Source organism: Candidatus Nitrotoga fabula (genome assembly GCF_905221025.1).
Classification (GTDB): Bacteria; Pseudomonadota; Gammaproteobacteria; order Burkholderiales; family Gallionellaceae; genus Nitrotoga; species Nitrotoga fabula.
This window is the reverse complement of the sequence record NZ_CAJNBL010000028.1, coordinates 79,834-97,602: the sequence shown is the minus strand read 5'-3', so window position 1 is coordinate 97,602 and position 17,769 is coordinate 79,834. Positions and strand designations below refer to the sequence as shown.

At 42.8% G+C, this 17,769-nt stretch carries 14 protein-coding genes and 3 tRNA genes; 4 read left to right on the top strand and 13 right to left on the bottom strand.

Going from position 1 to position 17,769, the window contains the following annotated elements:
- Positions 1–77: 77 nt before the first annotated feature.
- The 4 genes from KJA68_RS07615 to KJA68_RS07600 form a co-directional block, all read right to left on the bottom strand.
- Positions 78–152: transfer RNA gene (locus KJA68_RS07615), tRNA-Thr, on the bottom strand.
- 10 nt (positions 153–162) lie between these two features.
- Positions 163–236: transfer RNA gene (locus KJA68_RS07610), tRNA-Gly, on the bottom strand.
- 106 nt (positions 237–342) lie between these two features.
- Positions 343–427 (bottom strand) — tRNA-Tyr (locus KJA68_RS07605).
- 832 nt (positions 428–1,259) lie between these two features.
- Positions 1,260–1,745: an FKBP-type peptidyl-prolyl cis-trans isomerase gene (locus KJA68_RS07600; RefSeq protein ID WP_213036337.1), complete on the bottom strand. Its 486-nt coding sequence runs from the start codon at positions 1,743–1,745 to the stop codon at positions 1,260–1,262.
- 472 nt (positions 1,746–2,217) lie between these two features.
- Here KJA68_RS07600 and KJA68_RS07595 point away from each other — a divergent pair, with 472 nt between their 5' ends.
- On the top strand, positions 2,218–3,348 hold the full coding sequence (locus KJA68_RS07595; RefSeq protein ID WP_213036336.1) for a cupin domain-containing protein: 1,131 nt from the start codon (positions 2,218–2,220) through the stop codon (positions 3,346–3,348).
- 252 nt (positions 3,349–3,600) lie between these two features.
- On the opposite strand, the gene KJA68_RS11040 is transcribed toward KJA68_RS07595, so the two are convergent.
- The 4 genes from KJA68_RS11040 to clpB all read right to left on the bottom strand — a co-directional run bounded on the left by KJA68_RS11040 (position 3,601) and on the right by clpB (position 9,233).
- Entirely contained in the window at positions 3,601–3,798 is a 198-nt protein-coding gene (locus KJA68_RS11040; RefSeq protein ID WP_213036335.1) for a hypothetical protein, read from the bottom strand.
- A gap of 277 nt (positions 3,799–4,075) precedes the next feature.
- Entirely contained in the window at positions 4,076–5,245 is a 1,170-nt protein-coding gene (gene bamC / locus KJA68_RS07585) for an outer membrane protein assembly factor BamC (RefSeq protein ID WP_213036334.1), read from the bottom strand.
- Between the two features lie 165 nt (positions 5,246–5,410).
- Positions 5,411–6,322 carry a 4-hydroxy-tetrahydrodipicolinate synthase gene (gene dapA, locus KJA68_RS07580; RefSeq protein WP_213036333.1) on the bottom strand — a complete coding sequence of 304 codons (912 nt, stop codon included), beginning with the start codon at positions 6,320–6,322 and terminating at the stop codon, positions 5,411–5,413.
- A 328-nt stretch (positions 6,323–6,650) separates the two neighbouring features.
- Positions 6,651–9,233, bottom strand: a complete 2,583-nt coding sequence (gene clpB, locus KJA68_RS07575; protein WP_213036332.1) for an ATP-dependent chaperone ClpB — start codon at positions 9,231–9,233, stop codon at positions 6,651–6,653.
- A gap of 403 nt (positions 9,234–9,636) precedes the next feature.
- Between clpB and KJA68_RS07570 the strand changes: the two genes are divergently transcribed.
- Positions 9,637–10,869, top strand: a complete 1,233-nt coding sequence (locus tag KJA68_RS07570) for an AAA family ATPase (RefSeq protein WP_420887635.1) — start codon at positions 9,637–9,639, stop codon at positions 10,867–10,869.
- 156 nt (positions 10,870–11,025) lie between these two features.
- Here KJA68_RS07570 and rho read toward each other — a convergent pair whose 3' ends face one another.
- A complete protein-coding gene (gene rho, locus KJA68_RS07565) occupies positions 11,026–12,282 on the bottom strand; it encodes a transcription termination factor Rho (protein WP_213036330.1) in 1,257 nt (418 codons plus the stop codon).
- A 176-nt stretch (positions 12,283–12,458) separates the two neighbouring features.
- On the bottom strand, positions 12,459–12,785 hold the full coding sequence (gene trxA / locus KJA68_RS07560) for a thioredoxin TrxA (protein ID WP_213036329.1): 327 nt from the start codon (positions 12,783–12,785) through the stop codon (positions 12,459–12,461).
- Between the two features lie 358 nt (positions 12,786–13,143).
- Here trxA and KJA68_RS07555 point away from each other — a divergent pair, with 358 nt between their 5' ends.
- Entirely contained in the window at positions 13,144–13,635 is a 492-nt protein-coding gene (locus KJA68_RS07555; RefSeq protein WP_213036328.1) for an Lcl C-terminal domain-containing protein, read from the top strand.
- Between the two features lie 94 nt (positions 13,636–13,729).
- Here KJA68_RS07555 and rfbD read toward each other — a convergent pair whose 3' ends face one another.
- Entirely contained in the window at positions 13,730–14,653 is a 924-nt protein-coding gene (gene rfbD, locus KJA68_RS07550) for a dTDP-4-dehydrorhamnose reductase (RefSeq protein ID WP_213036350.1), read from the bottom strand.
- 335 nt (positions 14,654–14,988) lie between these two features.
- Complete coding sequence (locus KJA68_RS07545) at positions 14,989–15,543, bottom strand: thioredoxin family protein (protein ID WP_213036349.1); 555 nt, start codon at positions 15,541–15,543, stop codon at positions 14,989–14,991.
- A gap of 340 nt (positions 15,544–15,883) precedes the next feature.
- Between KJA68_RS07545 and KJA68_RS07540 the strand changes: the two genes are divergently transcribed.
- The gene (locus KJA68_RS07540) at positions 15,884–16,336 is read left to right on the top strand and encodes an Rrf2 family transcriptional regulator (RefSeq protein ID WP_213036327.1); all 453 of its coding nucleotides are present in this window, start codon (positions 15,884–15,886) and stop codon (positions 16,334–16,336) included.
- Positions 16,337–16,421: 85 nt separating this feature from the next.
- Here KJA68_RS07540 and KJA68_RS07535 read toward each other — a convergent pair whose 3' ends face one another.
- On the bottom strand, positions 16,422–17,678 hold the full coding sequence (locus KJA68_RS07535) for a nitronate monooxygenase (RefSeq protein ID WP_213036326.1): 1,257 nt from the start codon (positions 17,676–17,678) through the stop codon (positions 16,422–16,424).
- Positions 17,679–17,769: the final 91 nt, after the last annotated feature.

Genomic DNA, 17,769 nt, shown 5'->3' with positions numbered 1-17,769 from the left:
CAAATTTACTCTTTGCCATGATTTTTCCTCATCAACACCGAATTAACAAAAGATTTACAGAATTTCACTAAAACCATTGGTGCCCATGGCGGGAATCGGACCCGCGACCTCTCCCTTACCAAGGGAGTGCTCTGCCACTGAGCCACATGGGCCAAATCAAACTGGAGCGGGTGAAGGGGATCGAACCCTCGTCGTAAGTTTGGAAAACTTCTGCTCTACCATTGAGCTACACCCGCAAGCTTTACCACCTAAAATGGCATCTGACCAGGCAATTATCGCAGCCCCGCAAGCAGGCGCGGCAAGTCTTAATGCAATTGTTCTATTTTAGAAGACAAAATTTTATGGTGGAGGGAGAAGGATTCGAACCTTCGAAGGCTGAGCCGTCAGATTTACAGTCTGATCCCTTTGACCGCTCGGGAATCCCTCCTGACACAACGAGACATTATCCTGCATTCTCTCCCACTTGTCAAAAGGACTTTTCAACGGAAGATTTATCTCACCCATAGTGCATCCCAATTACATTGGTAAATCCTCCACACCCTTGAAACTCAACTCCAAAAATAATTTTGATAGATGCAAATTTACGGTTCAGATTCTTTGGAATCCAGCTCATTTGAATTTTTAAAGCAGGTAGAGGCTGACTGCCCGATGCCGGAAGTATGCATAGGATAAGGCAGGTTCAGCGTTAATCCTTCACTGATGAAACAAGCTTGACGGCATGGATGCTCTTGATAACCATATACATATATAAGTACTCAAAGCAAACAACCGGCACCTGAAGACAAAAATCATTGCCGAGGCATTATTAAGAAAGTGGCCAGACCACCTTAACCAATGCAATTTGACCCTACGGGCAACAAAACAGAAGACCATCAGCATTTACCTGGCTAACACATCATCTGTTTTACACAATCGCAGGGATGCAGAAATTCGCTACCCAATGCTATAGTCATTTAGTCATGGAGCCCCCCCCCCGCTAGACATCGGTAGCATCGCCCCGAAACAAAACTGGCTCTGCTCACTTTGCTTCGACTTTCGGCTCTTCCAATCTATTTAGATTCTTCTTGAAGAATGGAGGGATTACCGCACGAACGACTCCAGCTGGAGTACAATTTTTCCATTACAAAACCGCGCCACAACACGCATACTTTAACCCCACCTAAATTATTTGCAGGCACAGCCATCAAAATAATTTCTCATCCCGAATTCAAGTCACGCATGAAAGAAAAGGGATTTGCGGCAGACTGAACACTGTCACTTTAATGATGATGTCCGCTTGCATCATGAGAATGTCCATGTTCAAGTTCCTCAGGTGTTGCGGCACGCACATCCGTAACAACCCCAACAAAATCTAGAATTTTCCCAGCAAGCGGATGGTTTCCATCCACCGTCACCTCTTCATCGGTTATATCCACAACAGTATACAAGGAATAATCTTCTTCATCTCCGTCTTCAACCCCTCCTTCAAACTGCATACCAATTGTGATTTCTTCCGGAAACAGATTCCGTGGCTCTACTCGCACCAGGTCATGCTCATATTCCCCGAATGCATCTTCCGGTTTAATTCTGACATTAAGGCACGCCCCCACCTCTTTACCCTGCAAAGCCTCTTCCACGGTCGGAAATATACCATCGTAGCCACCATGCAAATAACTAATGGGCTCCTCTGTTTTATCCAACAAACTCCCATCCACATCAAATATTTCGTAGCGCATGGACACTACTGTATCTTTTGCGATTTTCATTTCACCCCCTTGTTAAAAATCATATCAGCCTTAGCAGTGCTTTTTCAAAGCATGGCGCACTTCATCATTTCATTTTGAAAAGCTGAAAGCGTGAGTAGCATTAATTAAATATTCCTTAAGAATTTCATTTTTCGATGTATTTTTTCCATAGTTACAGCCTGAAATCTCTCACATATTCGAATATTTTAATTTACACTTACCCACAAACAATTCAACCGTCATTAACCTAATTTAACTTCTACCGCCACTATGCAGAAAATCAAAACAGAAATGTCATTATCAATTTGCAAATTTATACGATGCCCTTTAAATTAAAGAGGGTCATTCTCTTAATGTTTTTCCGGCTATAGCTTACAGATACATTTTCCCAACATTTAGCATCATTACCCAGCATCAGCCTTGTTGATTTATAAATACCCGCATACACACGATCAATGGATCACCAGTTTTAATGCTCTGACAATATTTAAATATGAAAACCAGTTCCAGTTTATTAGGCGAGCTATCCAAACATCAATTTCTGCGCGACTACTGGCAAAAAAAGCCCTTGCTCGTCCGACAGGCTGTTCCACAATTCCAAGGATTACTTGATCCACGGGAGTTAATTGCTCTTGCCTGCACTGAAGATATCCAGTCTCGGCTCGTAATTCAACGGAATGACCAATGGGAAGTGCATCACGGGCCATTTAAACCAAAAAAATTTGATCACCTGCGTAAACACAATTGGACAGTACTAGTACAAGGAGTAAATCACCATTTGCATTCAGCAGCTACATTATTACAATTATTTGATTTTATTCCACACGCCCGTATGGACGACTTGATGATAAGTTATGCTCCAAAGGGAGGGGGAGTGGGTCCGCATTTCGATTCCTATGACGTTTTTTTATTGCAAGGCCTTGGCAAACGTCATTGGCAAATTTCTGCGCAAAAGGATTATAAACTAGTAAATGGCGCACCATTGAAAATTCTACAGAATTTTCATATGGAGCATGACTGGATACTGGAATCTGGTGATATGCTCTATTTACCCCCGCATTACGCACATAATGGCATTGCTGAGAATGACTGCATGACCTATTCCATAGGTTTCCGTGCCCCCACTCATCAGGAGCTTGCAGAACAATTTCTGGTGTACTTACAAGATAAAATTTGTCTAGACGGCATATATTCAGATCCAGATCTAAAAATTCAACCCCACCCATCAGAAATTAGCTCTGACATGCTCCGCCAAGTTGAAATGATTATCCAGCGCATAAAATGGAACAAAAATGACATGACTCATTTCCTGGGCAGCTATTTAAGCGAACCCAAATCGAATATCTTTTTCGATCCTCCTGAAGAACCTCTTGACCATTCCGAATTCGAGCAAGCCATCCTAACCGATGGCATTCAATTGGCCCTGAAAACACAAATGCTATGTCATGGCAACATAATATACATGAACGGAATGGCTCATGCCGTCGACAAACCTGCATACCGGGAATTGCGGGCTCTTGCCGATGTGCGCAGACTTAATTCCCGCACAGCCTTATCGCAAGAAACACTGGAACTACTTTATATTTGGTACCAAAACGGTTATGTTTTCCCTGGCCCATTTTAAAAACACCCTCAATCAAGTATGCAATTTGAATTACAAGTGAAATAATGACATCCTTTTAAAAATATGAAATAATTCACACCCCACTCTATAATTGTTATAGGCCTACTGTCCATCATAAAAAAATCATAGTATTGCTTAATCGTTAAAATAAATGCTAGAATTAATAAATTAAGTATCATATAATGCCTAGTCTTAGCTAACATATTAGCTAGCGTTGTGGCAATCTGTAACTTTTTGAATGTAAATTAAATTTTATTTTGTGAAGGAAAATAATAATGAAACATTTTTCTCTGATAGCTGCTTTACTGGCCTTATCCTTGACTGCTTGCGGTGAGAAGCCTGCAACTCAACCCGTTGAAACTCCACCAGCTGCTGAGTCGCCTGCACCAGCTGCTGAGTCGCCTGCACCAGCTGCTGAGTCACCTGCGCCAGCTGCTGAATCGCCTGCACCAGCTGCTGACGCTGCTAGTGCTCCTGCTGATGCTGCAAAATAATGCAATGAATAAGTAATCATTTTTTCTTGCATGACAATAAACAAAAGCCGATTTTAAATCGGCTTTTGTTTTAAGGCTGATAATAAATAGTAAAATTACACTATACATATTGCCGGCCAAAACCGGCACTCTTAGTCCAATTGCATGGCCAACCTCCATGCATTTAAAGCTTAACTTAAACTACACTTTAAAACATTCATCATCCCACACACCGGATATCTTAGCTCCAAATATTATTTAACCAATTGATTATATAGTGCTTCGACGATGCGTTGCGTTGCTTGGTCCTTTCCGTCTTGCTGATTTCGTACCCCCACTTCACTCCCAGCATTATTTTCACGTACCATCACACGATAACGTGGTATCTTTTCCTCCGAGTTCTTAACAGAATTACTGCCATTCTCATTCCGCCAAAACATAATTCGACTAAACCAGTTTTTTTCTTTTACGCCACCTGTATTATCCGCATTTATATAATAAATACCCTTATCTCTGTCTTTATCCTGTACTTGAATACCCGCCTGATCCAGTGCCAGCCCGACCTTACGCCAACTTTTATCAAAGGGCTCGTTTAATGTGATGACATCATTTCCATCTATCTTTTGCAATTTGGGCATATTAAGTCCCCCCTGCAAAGAAGATGACTTTCCTGTCAAATTTGACGACTTATGTTTTTGATCTGCCTTGACATCAGCTTTGCCCTCGCCTCCAAGCTTAATCATCAAAAGTTGCATCATACTGGCTTCCAGCTCCGGATCATTCGGCCGCGGTCTCCATTGAAAACCTTTCTTATCTGCTTGTTGGACCTCTTCCATACCACGATGACTAATATAAATCTCAATACTGGAACCATCCTTGCTCCGTTCTAAACGGGTACGATACATATCTTGCTCGCCAGATGAGTGCAGTTGTTCAAAAACCTTGCCAATTAATTTAATCAAGCCCTTTTCTTGAACATTCGCCTGTCTTTCTGCCCAGTCTGTTTCAATGATACCTGCCACAGGATTATCTGATTTAATGTTAAATCCTTGCTCCTGCCAGAATTCTTTCACCAACGGCCATATATGCTCTACTTTCCCGGTTACTGCCAGCCATCGCTGATTACCACTGCGCTCTAATTGAACATTTTGAATTTCTGGCAACACTATAGAACCCAAGCCACTTTGTATCCCTTGGCCGCCTTTAAGATAATCCGAGAAATTTGCCACCGACTCGCCGTTTTTTTCCGGAATAATATGCTGATTTTTGGTTACAGGAACCGTCAAATCCGGCGGAACCTCTAAAGTTGATACTTTTGTCGCGCCAGATTTATAGTTAATCCGCTGCTTTTCAATTCCAATGGAGCTGCACCCAACCAATACCAACAATAAAAGAATCAATACATTTACATTCAATGGTCTCATATATAATTTGAAACAATTAGTCACCTTTAGTTCAATCATCGGAACCTAATATAAAAATATCTACACGTTAATCCGAGGGATAATAAAACCGGGCTACAAAATTGATATTCTGCCGCCACTTAGAACTAAGCTATAAAATTGAAAAACAACAAAAATGGATCAAACTTAATTAACCGCACCCGCTTGGCGCATTGCATGATCTACTATCCCCTGAGCCACATCCGATAATGGTGTAAGCGGTAATCTCAAAACATTCTTTATTTTCCCCATAGAAAACAAAGCCCATTTAACTGGTATAGGATTAGCCTCAATAAATAAATTTCTATGCAATCCCAGAAGACGGAAATTTAACCCACGCGCCTTGGATACTTCTCCATTCATTGCGGCTTGGCACATCTCATGCATTAGCCTTGGCGCCACATTAGCAGTAACCGAGATTGTTCCGTGGGCTCCTAGTAGTATCAATGATAGTGCACTTGCATCATCACCGCTGTAAACCGAAAAATCTTTCGGTGCTCGCTGCAAGAGGTCACTCCCACGCTCAATGTTACCGGTCGCATCCTTGATGCCAACAATGTTGGGAATCTGTGCCAAGCGCAGCACAGTATCATTATTCATGTCCATACATGTGCGCCCTGGAACATTGTAAAGAATATGAGGCATATCCACTGCCTCCGCAATTGCTTTAAAGTGCAGGTACAAACCCTCCTGTGTAGGTTTATTGTAGTATGGCACCACGGTTAGCGAAGCATCTGCACCAGCTTTTTTTGAAAAAGCTGCCAGCTCAATCGCTTCCCGGGTTGAATTCGCTCCGGTTCCCGCAATCACTGGAATGCGTCCGGCAGCATGCTCCACTGCGACCTGAATCAGCAACTCGTGTTCGGCAACATTCACAGTCGGAGACTCTCCGGTCGTACCTACCACCACTATGCCATCGGTACCCTCTATGATATGAAAATCAATCAAGTCACGAAACGCATCCAGATCCAGGCTGCCGTCTTCATGCATTGGGGTCACAATAGCAACAATACTACCCTTGACCGGTTGTTTAGGTAACGCTGAAATTGAATTGTTCATTTATGCCACTTAATTTCTAGATGAGGCCGACAATTTGGCATCAAAGTTTTTTCAAAATCGTGAGAAACAGCGCATCCTGATGCATCATGCGCCGTAACACATAAACGATGGCTGCATTATTATCCATCAACATTATATGGGAAAACTACTATTCAGATATTCTTCTTTGCAATTAAGAAACAAAGATTATACCAATAAAAACAAATTGATAAGAACCGTTGCATCTAAAATGGATGTTGCCAAAAATATTTAGTCCAGCCTACAATAGGCTGGACTAAATATTTTACTGATTATGTAATTTTAAAGAATACAACATCCAGATTAAATTTTATGTAATTTTGTCAAATTTTATAATACCACCAACACAATCAGCCCTGATATTATCCCCAGCAGCGAATCGACCTTCTAACAATAACTTGGCAAGCGGGTTCTCCAGTTGCGACTGTATAGCCCGTTTCAAGGGGCGTGCTCCATAAATCGGATCAAATCCTGCAGTGGCAATTTCCGCCAGAGCACGATCGGTAACCTCTATATTCATATCCATTGCAGCCAGACGTTTTTCCAGATAACTCAGCTGAATGCGCGCTATGGCTTTAATATTTTTCTCGTCCAGCGCATGAAATACCACTACTTCATCAATGCGGTTAATAAATTCAGGACGAAAATAATTTTTTACCTCACCCATCACAGCCAATTTGATTACCTGATAATCATCACCCGACATTTGCTGGATCATTTGACTCCCCAGGTTAGAAGTCATGACCACAACAGTATTCTTGAAATCTACAGTACGTCCCTGTCCGTCAGTCATGCGGCCATCATCAAGCACTTGCAGAAGCACATTAAATACATCTGGATGAGCCTTTTCAACTTCATCCAGCAAGATAACGGAATACGGTTTGCGCCGAATGGCCTCGGTTAGGCCTCCACCTTCCTCATATCCCACATACCCTGGAGGTGCGCCAATTAACCGCGACACGGAGTGCTTTTCCATATATTCGCTCATGTCAACGCGGACAAGGTGTTCTTCTGAATCAAATAAAAACCCGGCTAATGCCTTGCATAACTCGGTTTTACCCACCCCAGTTGGACCTAAAAACAAAAATGATCCATAGGGGCGATTCGGGTCTCCCAATCCTGAGCGCGACCGACGAATCGCATCTGAAACCAAGCGCACTGCCTCGTCCTGGCCAACGATACGTTCATGTAATTTAGCTTCCATCTGTAAAAGCTTTTCACGCTCCCCATGCATCATCTTGGAGACGGGAATGCCGGTGGCACGGCTAACAACCTCTGCTATTTCCTCCGCGCCCACATGTGTACGTAACAGGCGATTCTGGGGCCTTGCAACTTCTGCCTGATTTGCCTCTTTCAGTTTTGCCTCAAGTTGGGGAAGTTTTCCGTATTGCAGCTCGGCTACTTTGTCCAATTTACCTTCACGTTGTAGTCGAACAATTTCTGCACGTATACGCTCAATTTCTTCTTTAACCTGGACCATACCATGGGCAGAACCTTTTTCTGCTTTCCATATTTCTTCCAGATCGGCATATTCACGCATCAGCTTGTTAATCTCATCCTCAATAAGTAGCATGCGCTTCTTCGAAGCCTCATCCTTTTCCTTTTTTACCGCTTCATGTTCAATTTTTAACTGGATCAGACGCCGATCAAGCCTGTCCATCACTTCCGGCTTGGAATCAATTTCCATCTTGATACGCGCTGCGGCCTCGTCTATCAGATCAATCGCTTTATCTGGCAAAAAACGATCAGTAATATAACGGTTGGACAGCTCTGCCGCTGCCACGATAGCAGGATCAGTAATTTCTACACCATGGTGCAATTCATATTTTTCTTGCAATCCACGCAAAATAGCAATAGTTGCCTCTACAGTCGGTTCATCAACTAACACCTTCTGGAAACGTCGTTCCAGCGCACCATCCTTTTCGATATATTTGCGGTACTCATCCAAAGTGGTCGCACCAATACAATGAAGCTCGCCACGCGCCAAAGCTGGTTTTAACATATTGCTCGCATCCATGGCGCCTTCAGTTTTCCCTGCACCAACCATGATATGAATCTCATCAATGAACAATATAACTCGCCCCTCCTCCAGGGCAATTTCCTTCAGCACGGATTTTAAACGCTCTTCAAATTCACCCCGATATTTCGCGCCAGCAAGCAATGCGGCCATATCAAGAGACAACACACTTTTTCCCTTCAGGGATTCAGGTACCTCATCGTTAATAATGCGCTGCGCCAAACCTTCAACAATAGCTGTTTTACCCACGCCTGGTTCGCCGATCAGAACCGGGTTATTCTTAGTGCGGCGTTGCAACACCTGGATCGACCGACGAATTTCGTCATCGCGTCCGATCACCGGATCCAACTTACCTTGCTTGGCACGCTCTGTAAGATCTAGCGTGTATTTTTTCAATGCTTCACGTTGACCCTCTGCATCCTGGCTCCCCACTTTTTGTCCACCGCGCACCGCATCTATAGCTCGCTCCAGAGCAGACCGGACAACTCCTTGCTGCTTCAACATTCGCCCGCATTCGCCCTTGTCCTCCATTAAAGCCAACAAAAACATCTCAGATGCAATAAACTGATCACCACGAATTTGCGCTTGTTTATCGGCAAGATTAAGCATACTGGCAAGATCACGCCCAACCTGAACTTCGCCCCCATGCCCTTCCACTTTAGCAAGACGCTCCAGGCTTTGCATCAAAGCATCCTTTAACGGAGCTACACTTCCCCCCGCACGCGTAAGCAAAGATGGCACACCACTATCCGCATCTTTCAGCAATGCAAGCAGCAAATGCTGTGGCTCAATAAACTGATTATCATTTCCCACAGCCAGACTCTGCGCATCGGACAACGCCTGCTGCAGCTTAGTTGTAAACTTGTCGAATCGCATAACTACTCCTTAAGTATGAATTATTTGCTAAACAGATGGGGCTCATAACAGAAATTTCAAGCCTTGCCTGATTATTCTTACAATTCACCAAACACTAGCATAGCCTCAGAAGCGAGTTATTGCGAGAAAACCGCACATGGAATTAGAGAAAAGTGTGTCCAGGATTTCCTCTCCCTTTAGATTTTTTTACTCAACTCCATCCTTAACCTTGACTGGATAATCTTCCCTGAATTAAAATGTTCATCTATTTTTTAATAAAATCAGATGGATAAAACATCTGTGTGGTCATCAATTCTTAAGGTGACCATTATAATTCATCCGACTGCACATTTTTAACGCTTTGTTGATGCATGTCTGGACAGATACAAGCCATGATCATTGCCACGAGGAGTAAACAATCTAAATGAATGACTTCCAAATATACGAATTTACCCCACTGTGGCTAACCATAGATCGCATTGGTCCATTTCAAACTGAACCGGAAGAAATCAAGTTTACAGATACGAATGGCGAGTCCTGTAATTTTTTTGTATTCCATTCTAAAAATGGCCGAGGCAAAACTATCATTTTAGAATTAATTTCAAAACTGATGGCAATGACAGGATTTACCAATCCGAAAGATCTGGCTTCAGCCCATAATCGCCACCCCAACTCGCCTTTTGGCCTGGAATCCCTTGATCATGGCCCGGGGCGTACCCAATTGGATATCCGCATTCATTACAGTGAAAACGGCAATGAACGCATCGCGGTATTATCTTTACTCGCTGGTCAGCTAGAGATGACCAGTAGCCTGCGCCAATGGAATGAAGAAGCCTTGAATCAAGTTGGAGCAACCCAATGGCACCGTTTTGGTTTTTGCCGGAATGAAACAGATGCCTGGTCTGCTATTGGCCTGGATGATAAATGGGTTATAAGCTTTGTATCGGGCATTGATGAAGCAACAGGAGAAAAAGTCGGGGGCTTTGAAGAAAGCATTCTGGACTGGCCCACAGTGCTATATTTTTCAGCATATCGTAATGTTGTACCAGTTGATCCTGACCAATATCGTGCCATTGTCCCTCCTCTTGAGTGGAATTACGCTCCCTCCTACTCTTTCGGTTCTGAAAGTGGGGACTGGCGTGACTCCCTGGACAACCTGCTGGTCTGGTTGAAATGGTTAGATGATGGCCGTTTTGATCGAGCAGTAAAACTTGCTAATGATCGTGTTTTTTCCGGAACCGGGACATCCATAAATGGCGTACGCAAAGAACCCCATGAAGTTACAGTCATGCGCAATGGAAACATACATCGGCTCGACGCGCTAAGCAGCGGAGAAAAAAACCTGGTTCAGTTATTTGTTCGCTTCGGTGCATACATGACACGTAACTCATTCTTATTAATTGATGAACCAGAAGCACATCTGCACGAAGACTGGCAACACAGACTCATTCTTCAATTAAAGAAAATCGCACAGGAACAATTTCCCGGGCTAACCGTCATTCTGGCTACCCATTCATCTAAAATAATGCATGCACTAGAATTAGAGCGCGAGGAGGATAATCTGCGCAAGGGTTGCAATTTATGTGATACAGATGGCCCTAACGTTAATTTTCCTTCCCCTAAAGAAAGAATCTTTAGCAGGCCTGATGAACGTTAATGGACGTTCATCTGACGTTTGTTGTTACCATGAAAATGTTGACTATACCCATGAAGCAATATTTTTAACAACTCCATCCCGCTTCTCGATACATTATGTCAGATATACCTCTTAGATTTGGTTCAGACCACTATTTATTCCAGTTATTTTAGGTCATCAACGACGCATCGAATCAAAGAAGTCCGGATTATTTTTAGTCGCCTTAATTTTGTCCAATAAGAACTCCATCGCCTCCAGCTCATCCATCGGATAAAGCAATTTTCTCAACACCCAAATTTTTTGAAGGATATCCGCCTTAATCAACAATTCTTCTTTGCGTGTTCCGGAACGATTAATATTAATTGCAGGATAAATTCTCTTTTCTGCCATGCGCCGGTCAAGATGAATTTCCATATTGCCGGTACCCTTAAATTCTTCATAGATCACATCATCCATTCTGGAACCAGTATCCACCAAGGCCGTTGCAATAATGGTCAAAGAACCACCTTCTTCAACATTACGAGCCGCCCCAAAAAAACGTTTCGGACGCTGCAGAGCATTAGCATCTACCCCACCAGTCAGGACCTTCCCAGAAGAGGGTACAACCGTATTATAGGCACGTGCTAATCTGGTAATCGAATCCAGAAGGATAACCACATCTTTTTTATGTTCAACCAATCGCTTGGCTTTTTCCAGCACCATTTCAGCAACTTGAACATGACGCGTAGCGGGTTCATCAAAAGTGGATGCAACCACCTCACCACGTACACTTCGACTCATTTCAGTAACTTCTTCCGGACGCTCGTCAATCAACAAAACTATCAAATGTGCATCCGGATTGTTCGCAGCAATGGAATGGGCGATATGCTGCAGCATCACCGTTTTCCCGGACTTGGGCGATGCAACCAGCAACCCTCGCTGCCCCTTTCCAATTGGGGCAACAATATCAATAATGCGGCCAGTGATATTTTCCTCAGAACGGATATCTCTTTCCAATGATAATTGCTTGGTCGGGAATAACGGGGTCAGGTTCTCAAACAGGATCTTATTCTTCGTGTTTTCCGGGGCCTCGGAATTTACCTTATCAACTTTCACTAGAGCAACATAGCGCTCACCTTCTTTGGGTGTACGAATCTCTCCCTCAATTGAATCCCCAGTATGCAAATTAAAACGGCGAATCTGGCTTGGGCTCACATAAATGTCATCCGGCCCCGCCAAATATGAAATATCTGGTGAACGCAAAAACCCAAACCCATCAGGCAATACCTCCAGCGTACCTTCCCCGTATATGCTTTCACCCTTTTTTGCCTGATTTTTCAGTAACGCAAAAATTAGATCCTGTTTGCGCATGCGATTTGCATTATCAATCTGGTTTGCCGTTGCCATGCATACCAGCTCGGTGATGTGTTTAGTCTTAAGATCGGATAAATGCATATAAAAATAGATAGGTGAAATGACTAAAGATCTAGTTAAAGGTGTCTCTTAGGGAGGTATTACAGTCTGCGTGGAAATGCCACCTGCAGGCATTACGCTTTTTCTTGAATAAAGTCAGGGATTGTAAATATAACGAACTTGGTAAAAAATACCCGCTGAATTAAATAGTAAATAGTTTAAATATTACTGTCAATAAATGTTATTAGCTGCGATTTCGATAATGCACCGACTTTGGTTGCTTCCACCTGTCCGTTTTTAAACAACATTAACGTAGGAATGCCACGGATACCATATTTCTGTGGGGTCTGCTGATTTTCATCAACATTCATTTTGGCTACGATCATTCGCCCAGCATATTCATTGGCAATTTCCTCCAGTATTGGCGCAATACTCCTGCACGGACCGCACCATTCTGCCCAATAGTCGACCAGTACCGGGAGCGACGCTTGCATGACATCAGCAGTAAAAGTTGCATCGGTGACATAATGGATGTGTTCACTCATAATGATTCTCGCTTTATAATGGCTAATTATTAGATTCTTGAAAATTATATTTCAAAGAAATGTGGTATTACGGGTTGAAGTTGTAGTAGACGTGCTGCAGAAGATATCTGCACATCCTAACCAAAAAAATGGAATATGTGAAGTACTCACTTACATTTTGTGTTTATCCAATATTTATTTTGCGCGCTTCATCACTGTTTAAATTTACCATCTCCACCAACCACGCGCAATCTTTGCTACCGACAAGAAAACCCGAATATCGGCTCTATAATATCTTAACTGCAAATTTATTTTATTGTGACTATCAGATTCAACAGTACAGATAAGAAATTTTCGAACTTATTCAATGGATAAAATTATGACACATATTTCCGTAAACCCATCAGAAGAAATTACCCTTGGATCAGACAATTCACCTGCAGCAACTCAGACCCGATATGTAATTTCAGCAGACGGAAGTGAAATCACGGACAACACTACTGGTCTGATCTGGCGACGCTGTGCAGAAGGCATGACAATTACGACCAATGACTGTAGCGGAACCGCAACCGCTTTTAGCATGGATCAAGCATTAGGGTGGGCAAAAAAAGAAGCCCAAATTACCGGCAAGCCATGGCGACTCCCTAGCCTGAAAGAGCTGCAAAGCATAGTTGATTCCAGCCGATGCAACCCTGCGATTGATACGGACGCCTTTCCGGGTACCCCCGGCTCCCCTTTCTGGTCCGCTCCACCTACCCCGGATGAACCTGCTTACGCATGGGGGGTTAATTTTGATTATGGCTATGTGGACTATGGGTCAGAACACAATAGCGCAGGATACCGCGTGCGCCTGGTACGTTCTGAAAAATAAGTGATCAAATAGTGCTTGTGCACTATGGAACACGAAAATGCTTAACCATGTTCTTATTCCGGCTGCAAACTGCCGGAATCGGTCAGGTTGCATTTTAACCTTTCACGGATGCTTCATCGGAAATAATCTTCTTTAATACACATGCCATATCAACTTGCCAGTCTGGAAGAGTCAATCCAAACGTTCTTCTAAGTTTTCCACAATCAAGTCTGGAATTCACTGGCCGTTGCGCAGCAACCGGATAATCGCTGCTTGTTATCGCTTGAATCGCACTTGGCTGCAGATGCAAAACAACACCTTCTTTTCGAGCATAGTCAACGACAAATTTCGCATATTCATACCAGGTTGTCTCCCCTATTGCAGTTAAATGGTAAACACCATAGGGGAAACAATCTCGATCAGATTCCTGCCAATATCGAGCAAGTATTCGTGAAGAGACATCTGCAACTAAAGATGCAGATGTCGGAGCCCCATGCTGATCAGCAACCACATTGAGACATTCTCGTTCCTTCGCAAGCCGGAGTATCGTCTTGGCAAAATTTCCACCATGCGTACCGAACACCCAACTAGTACGAAATATCAAATAGCGGCATCCAGATAATGCTATTTGACATTCCCCCGAAAATTTACTTTTACCATAGGCCGATTGCGGGTTTGGAATGTCAGATTCTGTGTACCACCCGGATTTCAAGCCGTCGAATACATAATCAGTAGAATAATGTACCAATAATCCACCTGATATTGCCAACTCCTTTGCAAGAAGTTCAGGTACGCCAGCATTTATGCCATAAGCTACCTGTGATTCACTTTCAGCTTTATCCACAGCAGTATATGCGGAAGCATTCACAACCACGTCAGGGCATATATTTCGGACAACCTCTCTTAGATATGACAAGTCTGATAAATCAAAATCTTCCCTGCCAAATGCGTACATCACACCATGGCACGGCAATATTTTTTGCAACTCAAATCCGACCTGGCCATTCTTGCCCAGTAACAAAATAACAGGCTTGTGCATCAATATTAGTCACCCTCTGCCATTCACACACATAAATACCATATGAAGATATCTGGACTATGGTTATATAAATCAGGAACCGATCTAACCGTGGATCCAAGTCTATGCGGCAGCCAAATCACTTGTGTAGTCAAGGCACTATTATTGTTAATTTATTGTTAGCAAAAATATTCAATGCAATGCAAACCACACACGCAGACTATCCAATCGCTGCCGGATCCATCCAGGATTTTGATTAATATAGCCAGAAGCTCGCTTCATGGACTGGTACACATGGTTTCCCCAAAACATTTACTTTTTTTGCATTTACTGCATTGCTAAACTTGGGTTTTTTGCTACTCTTCTTTCCATTTTATGGAACACCCCATACTGGCAATCTGCTCCAGCGGCCCCTTGCCAGTTTGGGCGATTTGTACCATAGCGTTAAATAGATCCCGGGGGGCATTCATTACTGCTTCTTTACGCGAGGAATCCAGGCGACCGCGATATTGCAACTCCAAATGCGCATTAAACCCAAAAAAATCCGGTGTACAAACTGCTCCATAATTTTTCGCAATCTGCTGCGTTTCATCCCATACATAAGGAAATGGAAAAGCATACTGCTGTGCAACTTTTTGCATATTCTCAAATGAATCTTCTTCATATTCGGCAGAATCATTCGACATAATAGCAATACTATTGATGCCATAAAGCAACAACTCCCCTGTATCTCGTACGATTCGGTCACGGATTGATTTTACATACGGACAATGATTACAAATAAACATTACCAGCAGTCCGTTTCTACCTCGAATATTTTCCAAGGTATAGCGTTTTCCATCTACTCCCGGCAAATCAAATACAGGGGCTTTCCAGCCAAAGTTGCAAATCGGAGGTTGCAAACTCACCATTAATTGAACTCCTTCACATTCATTCAAAACGACATTACAAAACCTCTAAATCAGGTATTACTATAGTGCAACCGAATTCGCATGTCCCCATCTATGAAGAAGCACAGTAATTAACGTATTCACATTACACCCTTGTCTTTTCACTTGCAGATTGTATGCACAGGCACATAAGCGGAACTGTCTTCGCCAAAGGACTAATTTTAAGATCAAGAGCAACCCAAATTATTTCAAGGAAAAAATCCAAGCTTACATAACCATTTACTTCTAGGAATCAAACACAATTCTGATTAAAATGATACGCTGATTCAATTAAAAGTTTAACATTTACATGTAGCCACAAATGCAATTTACCCACTTTACTGATTATTCGTTGCGTACCTTAATTTATTTAGGTGCACGACAAGACAGGCTGGCCACCATCAGCGAAATTGCTGAAAGTTACGGTATTTCACAGAGCCATTTGACAAAAGTAGTGCATCAACTAGCAAACCGTGGCTATATTCAAACCACACGAGGCAAAGGGGGAGGGATACGATTGGCGCATTCACCCCAGTTGATCAACATCGGAGCCGTAGTGCGTGACATGGAAGAAAACATTAACCTAGTTGAGTGTTTTAATCCAAACAATCAAAGCTGTCCACTGTTACCAGGGTGCACCCTCAAATCTGTTCTTGCAACCGCACGAAAAAATTTTTTTGATACTTTGAATCGTTACACCCTTGCAGATTTGCTTACTAATCAGACTTCATTAAACAAAATGTTTGATCTCAAAGAGCCTGCACAGAAAAATTAAAGATGACCAGCCATCCCATATTAAGTCATTAGCCTGTTTCCATAAAATGGAAATGTATTCGTGTTATACGGCTTAATATATTAATTTACTGGGGATGAACATTTGGCAATGATATCCTGTTATCCGTGCTGAACTGATAATCCTTGAACACATGTTCTGCTGTTAACATCTGGTATGTTCCATCTGCAAGCCGGCGTGTAGTATCCTTAAGCCGGTAAGTATTATGCCCGCAAGTCCAACAATCAAAATTACGCATAGCCGTACACAAACATGTTTTATCCATGACAGAAATTTTTCTTGCATTGGGATGTGCCGCTACTTCACGATTATATGCCGTGATATAAGCACAATTACCGTTACCATCAAGCAAATAGCCATAAGCCTCACAGTTGGGACGAATTCCTGCACCAATGGCTGGACTTTTTTTTAGCATTCGCATTGGATAACCAGTAGGCGAAATCATGTTTACCTCAATATCTTCCTCGTTGGCCTTGAAATATTCCTGCACAATTTTTTCCGGCAAACCGCATTCACGCGTTACCGTAAAACGCGTTGCCACTTGCACCGCTGCTGCACCCATTTCCAGAAAAGAAACAGCATCGCTACCAGTAAAAATTCCACCCGCCGGAATAATAGGAATCTCCAGATTTTCAGCCCGAAGATAAAGGTAAATTTCTTTGCAAATTTCTCTTAGATCGTACTTGTTCCAATCCATACCAAAACCAAGATGCCCGCCAGCTAATGGCCCCTCAATTACAATATAGTCAGGAAGACGATTCAGCTTGGCATTTTTACGCAAAAAAATCTGCAACGCCCTTAATGAAGAGACAATAATTCCTAGCTTGGCATCACGAAAACGAGGATGATCCTCCATCAACGCAAATGATCCCAAATGCAAACCTGCGCTCAAGGTTATTCCATCTATACCCGCAGAAAGTGCCCCGTGCAAACGTACGCGCAATGTCTCGCGCGGTGCATTCATGGTAAGCTTTTCCATACAATTAACAAAAATCATCCCCGTACCACGCTTAGCTTCCATGGCCCTGCTCACGTGAAGACGTGTCGATTCCGCAATCTGTTCAAGATCAAATTGGACTGTGGATTTATCGGCATTCGCGACATTGCTCTTATATTGCCTGAGTTTTGTCCTGACAAAATTGGTATGCAAAAGTCTATCTGTTACAGTTGGCAGCATAGCGTCAGATAGATGCCCTACACCTCCAAGACGGGCAGCTTCCAACGCCAGTTCTGCTGTTGAAATATCGACTCCCATTCCACCTATTATAAGGGGAACCAATTCATGCTCACCAAGTTTCAGGCGAAAATCATCTACAGACTTCATTGCCACCCTTAAAGTTCTTGACACAATATTACATTTAAATAGCAAGTAGTCTTCAGCGTTATATGTAACTTAATGTTAAAACAACCTGGCC

Excerpts from the sequence above, each read along its gene's own strand:
- KJA68_RS07545 (WP_213036349.1), bottom strand. The coding sequence starts at position 15,543 with ATGGTGAGTTTGCAACCTCCGATTTGCAACTTTGGCTGGAAAGCCCCT.
- rfbD (WP_213036350.1), bottom strand. The coding sequence starts at position 14,653 with ATGCACAAGCCTGTTATTTTGTTACTGGGCAAGAATGGCCAGGTCGGA.
- clpB (WP_213036332.1), bottom strand. The coding sequence starts at position 9,233 with ATGCGATTCGACAAGTTTACAACTAAGCTGCAGCAGGCGTTGTCCGAT.
- bamC (WP_213036334.1), bottom strand. The coding sequence starts at position 5,245 with ATGAGACCATTGAATGTAAATGTATTGATTCTTTTATTGTTGGTATTG.
- trxA (WP_213036329.1), bottom strand. The coding sequence starts at position 12,785 with ATGAGTGAACACATCCATTATGTCACCGATGCAACTTTTACTGCTGAT.
- KJA68_RS07535 (WP_213036326.1), bottom strand. The coding sequence starts at position 17,678 with ATGAAGTCTGTAGATGATTTTCGCCTGAAACTTGGTGAGCATGAATTG.
- rho (WP_213036330.1), bottom strand. The coding sequence starts at position 12,282 with ATGCATTTATCCGATCTTAAGACTAAACACATCACCGAGCTGGTATGC.
- KJA68_RS07540 (WP_213036327.1), top strand. The coding sequence starts at position 15,884 with ATGCAATTTACCCACTTTACTGATTATTCGTTGCGTACCTTAATTTAT.
- KJA68_RS07595 (WP_213036336.1), top strand. The coding sequence starts at position 2,218 with ATGAAAACCAGTTCCAGTTTATTAGGCGAGCTATCCAAACATCAATTT.
- KJA68_RS07600 (WP_213036337.1), bottom strand. The coding sequence starts at position 1,745 with ATGAAAATCGCAAAAGATACAGTAGTGTCCATGCGCTACGAAATATTT.
- KJA68_RS07570 (WP_420887635.1), top strand. The coding sequence starts at position 9,637 with ATGAATGACTTCCAAATATACGAATTTACCCCACTGTGGCTAACCATA.
- KJA68_RS07555 (WP_213036328.1), top strand. The coding sequence starts at position 13,144 with ATGACACATATTTCCGTAAACCCATCAGAAGAAATTACCCTTGGATCA.
- dapA (WP_213036333.1), bottom strand. The coding sequence starts at position 6,322 with ATGAACAATTCAATTTCAGCGTTACCTAAACAACCGGTCAAGGGTAGT.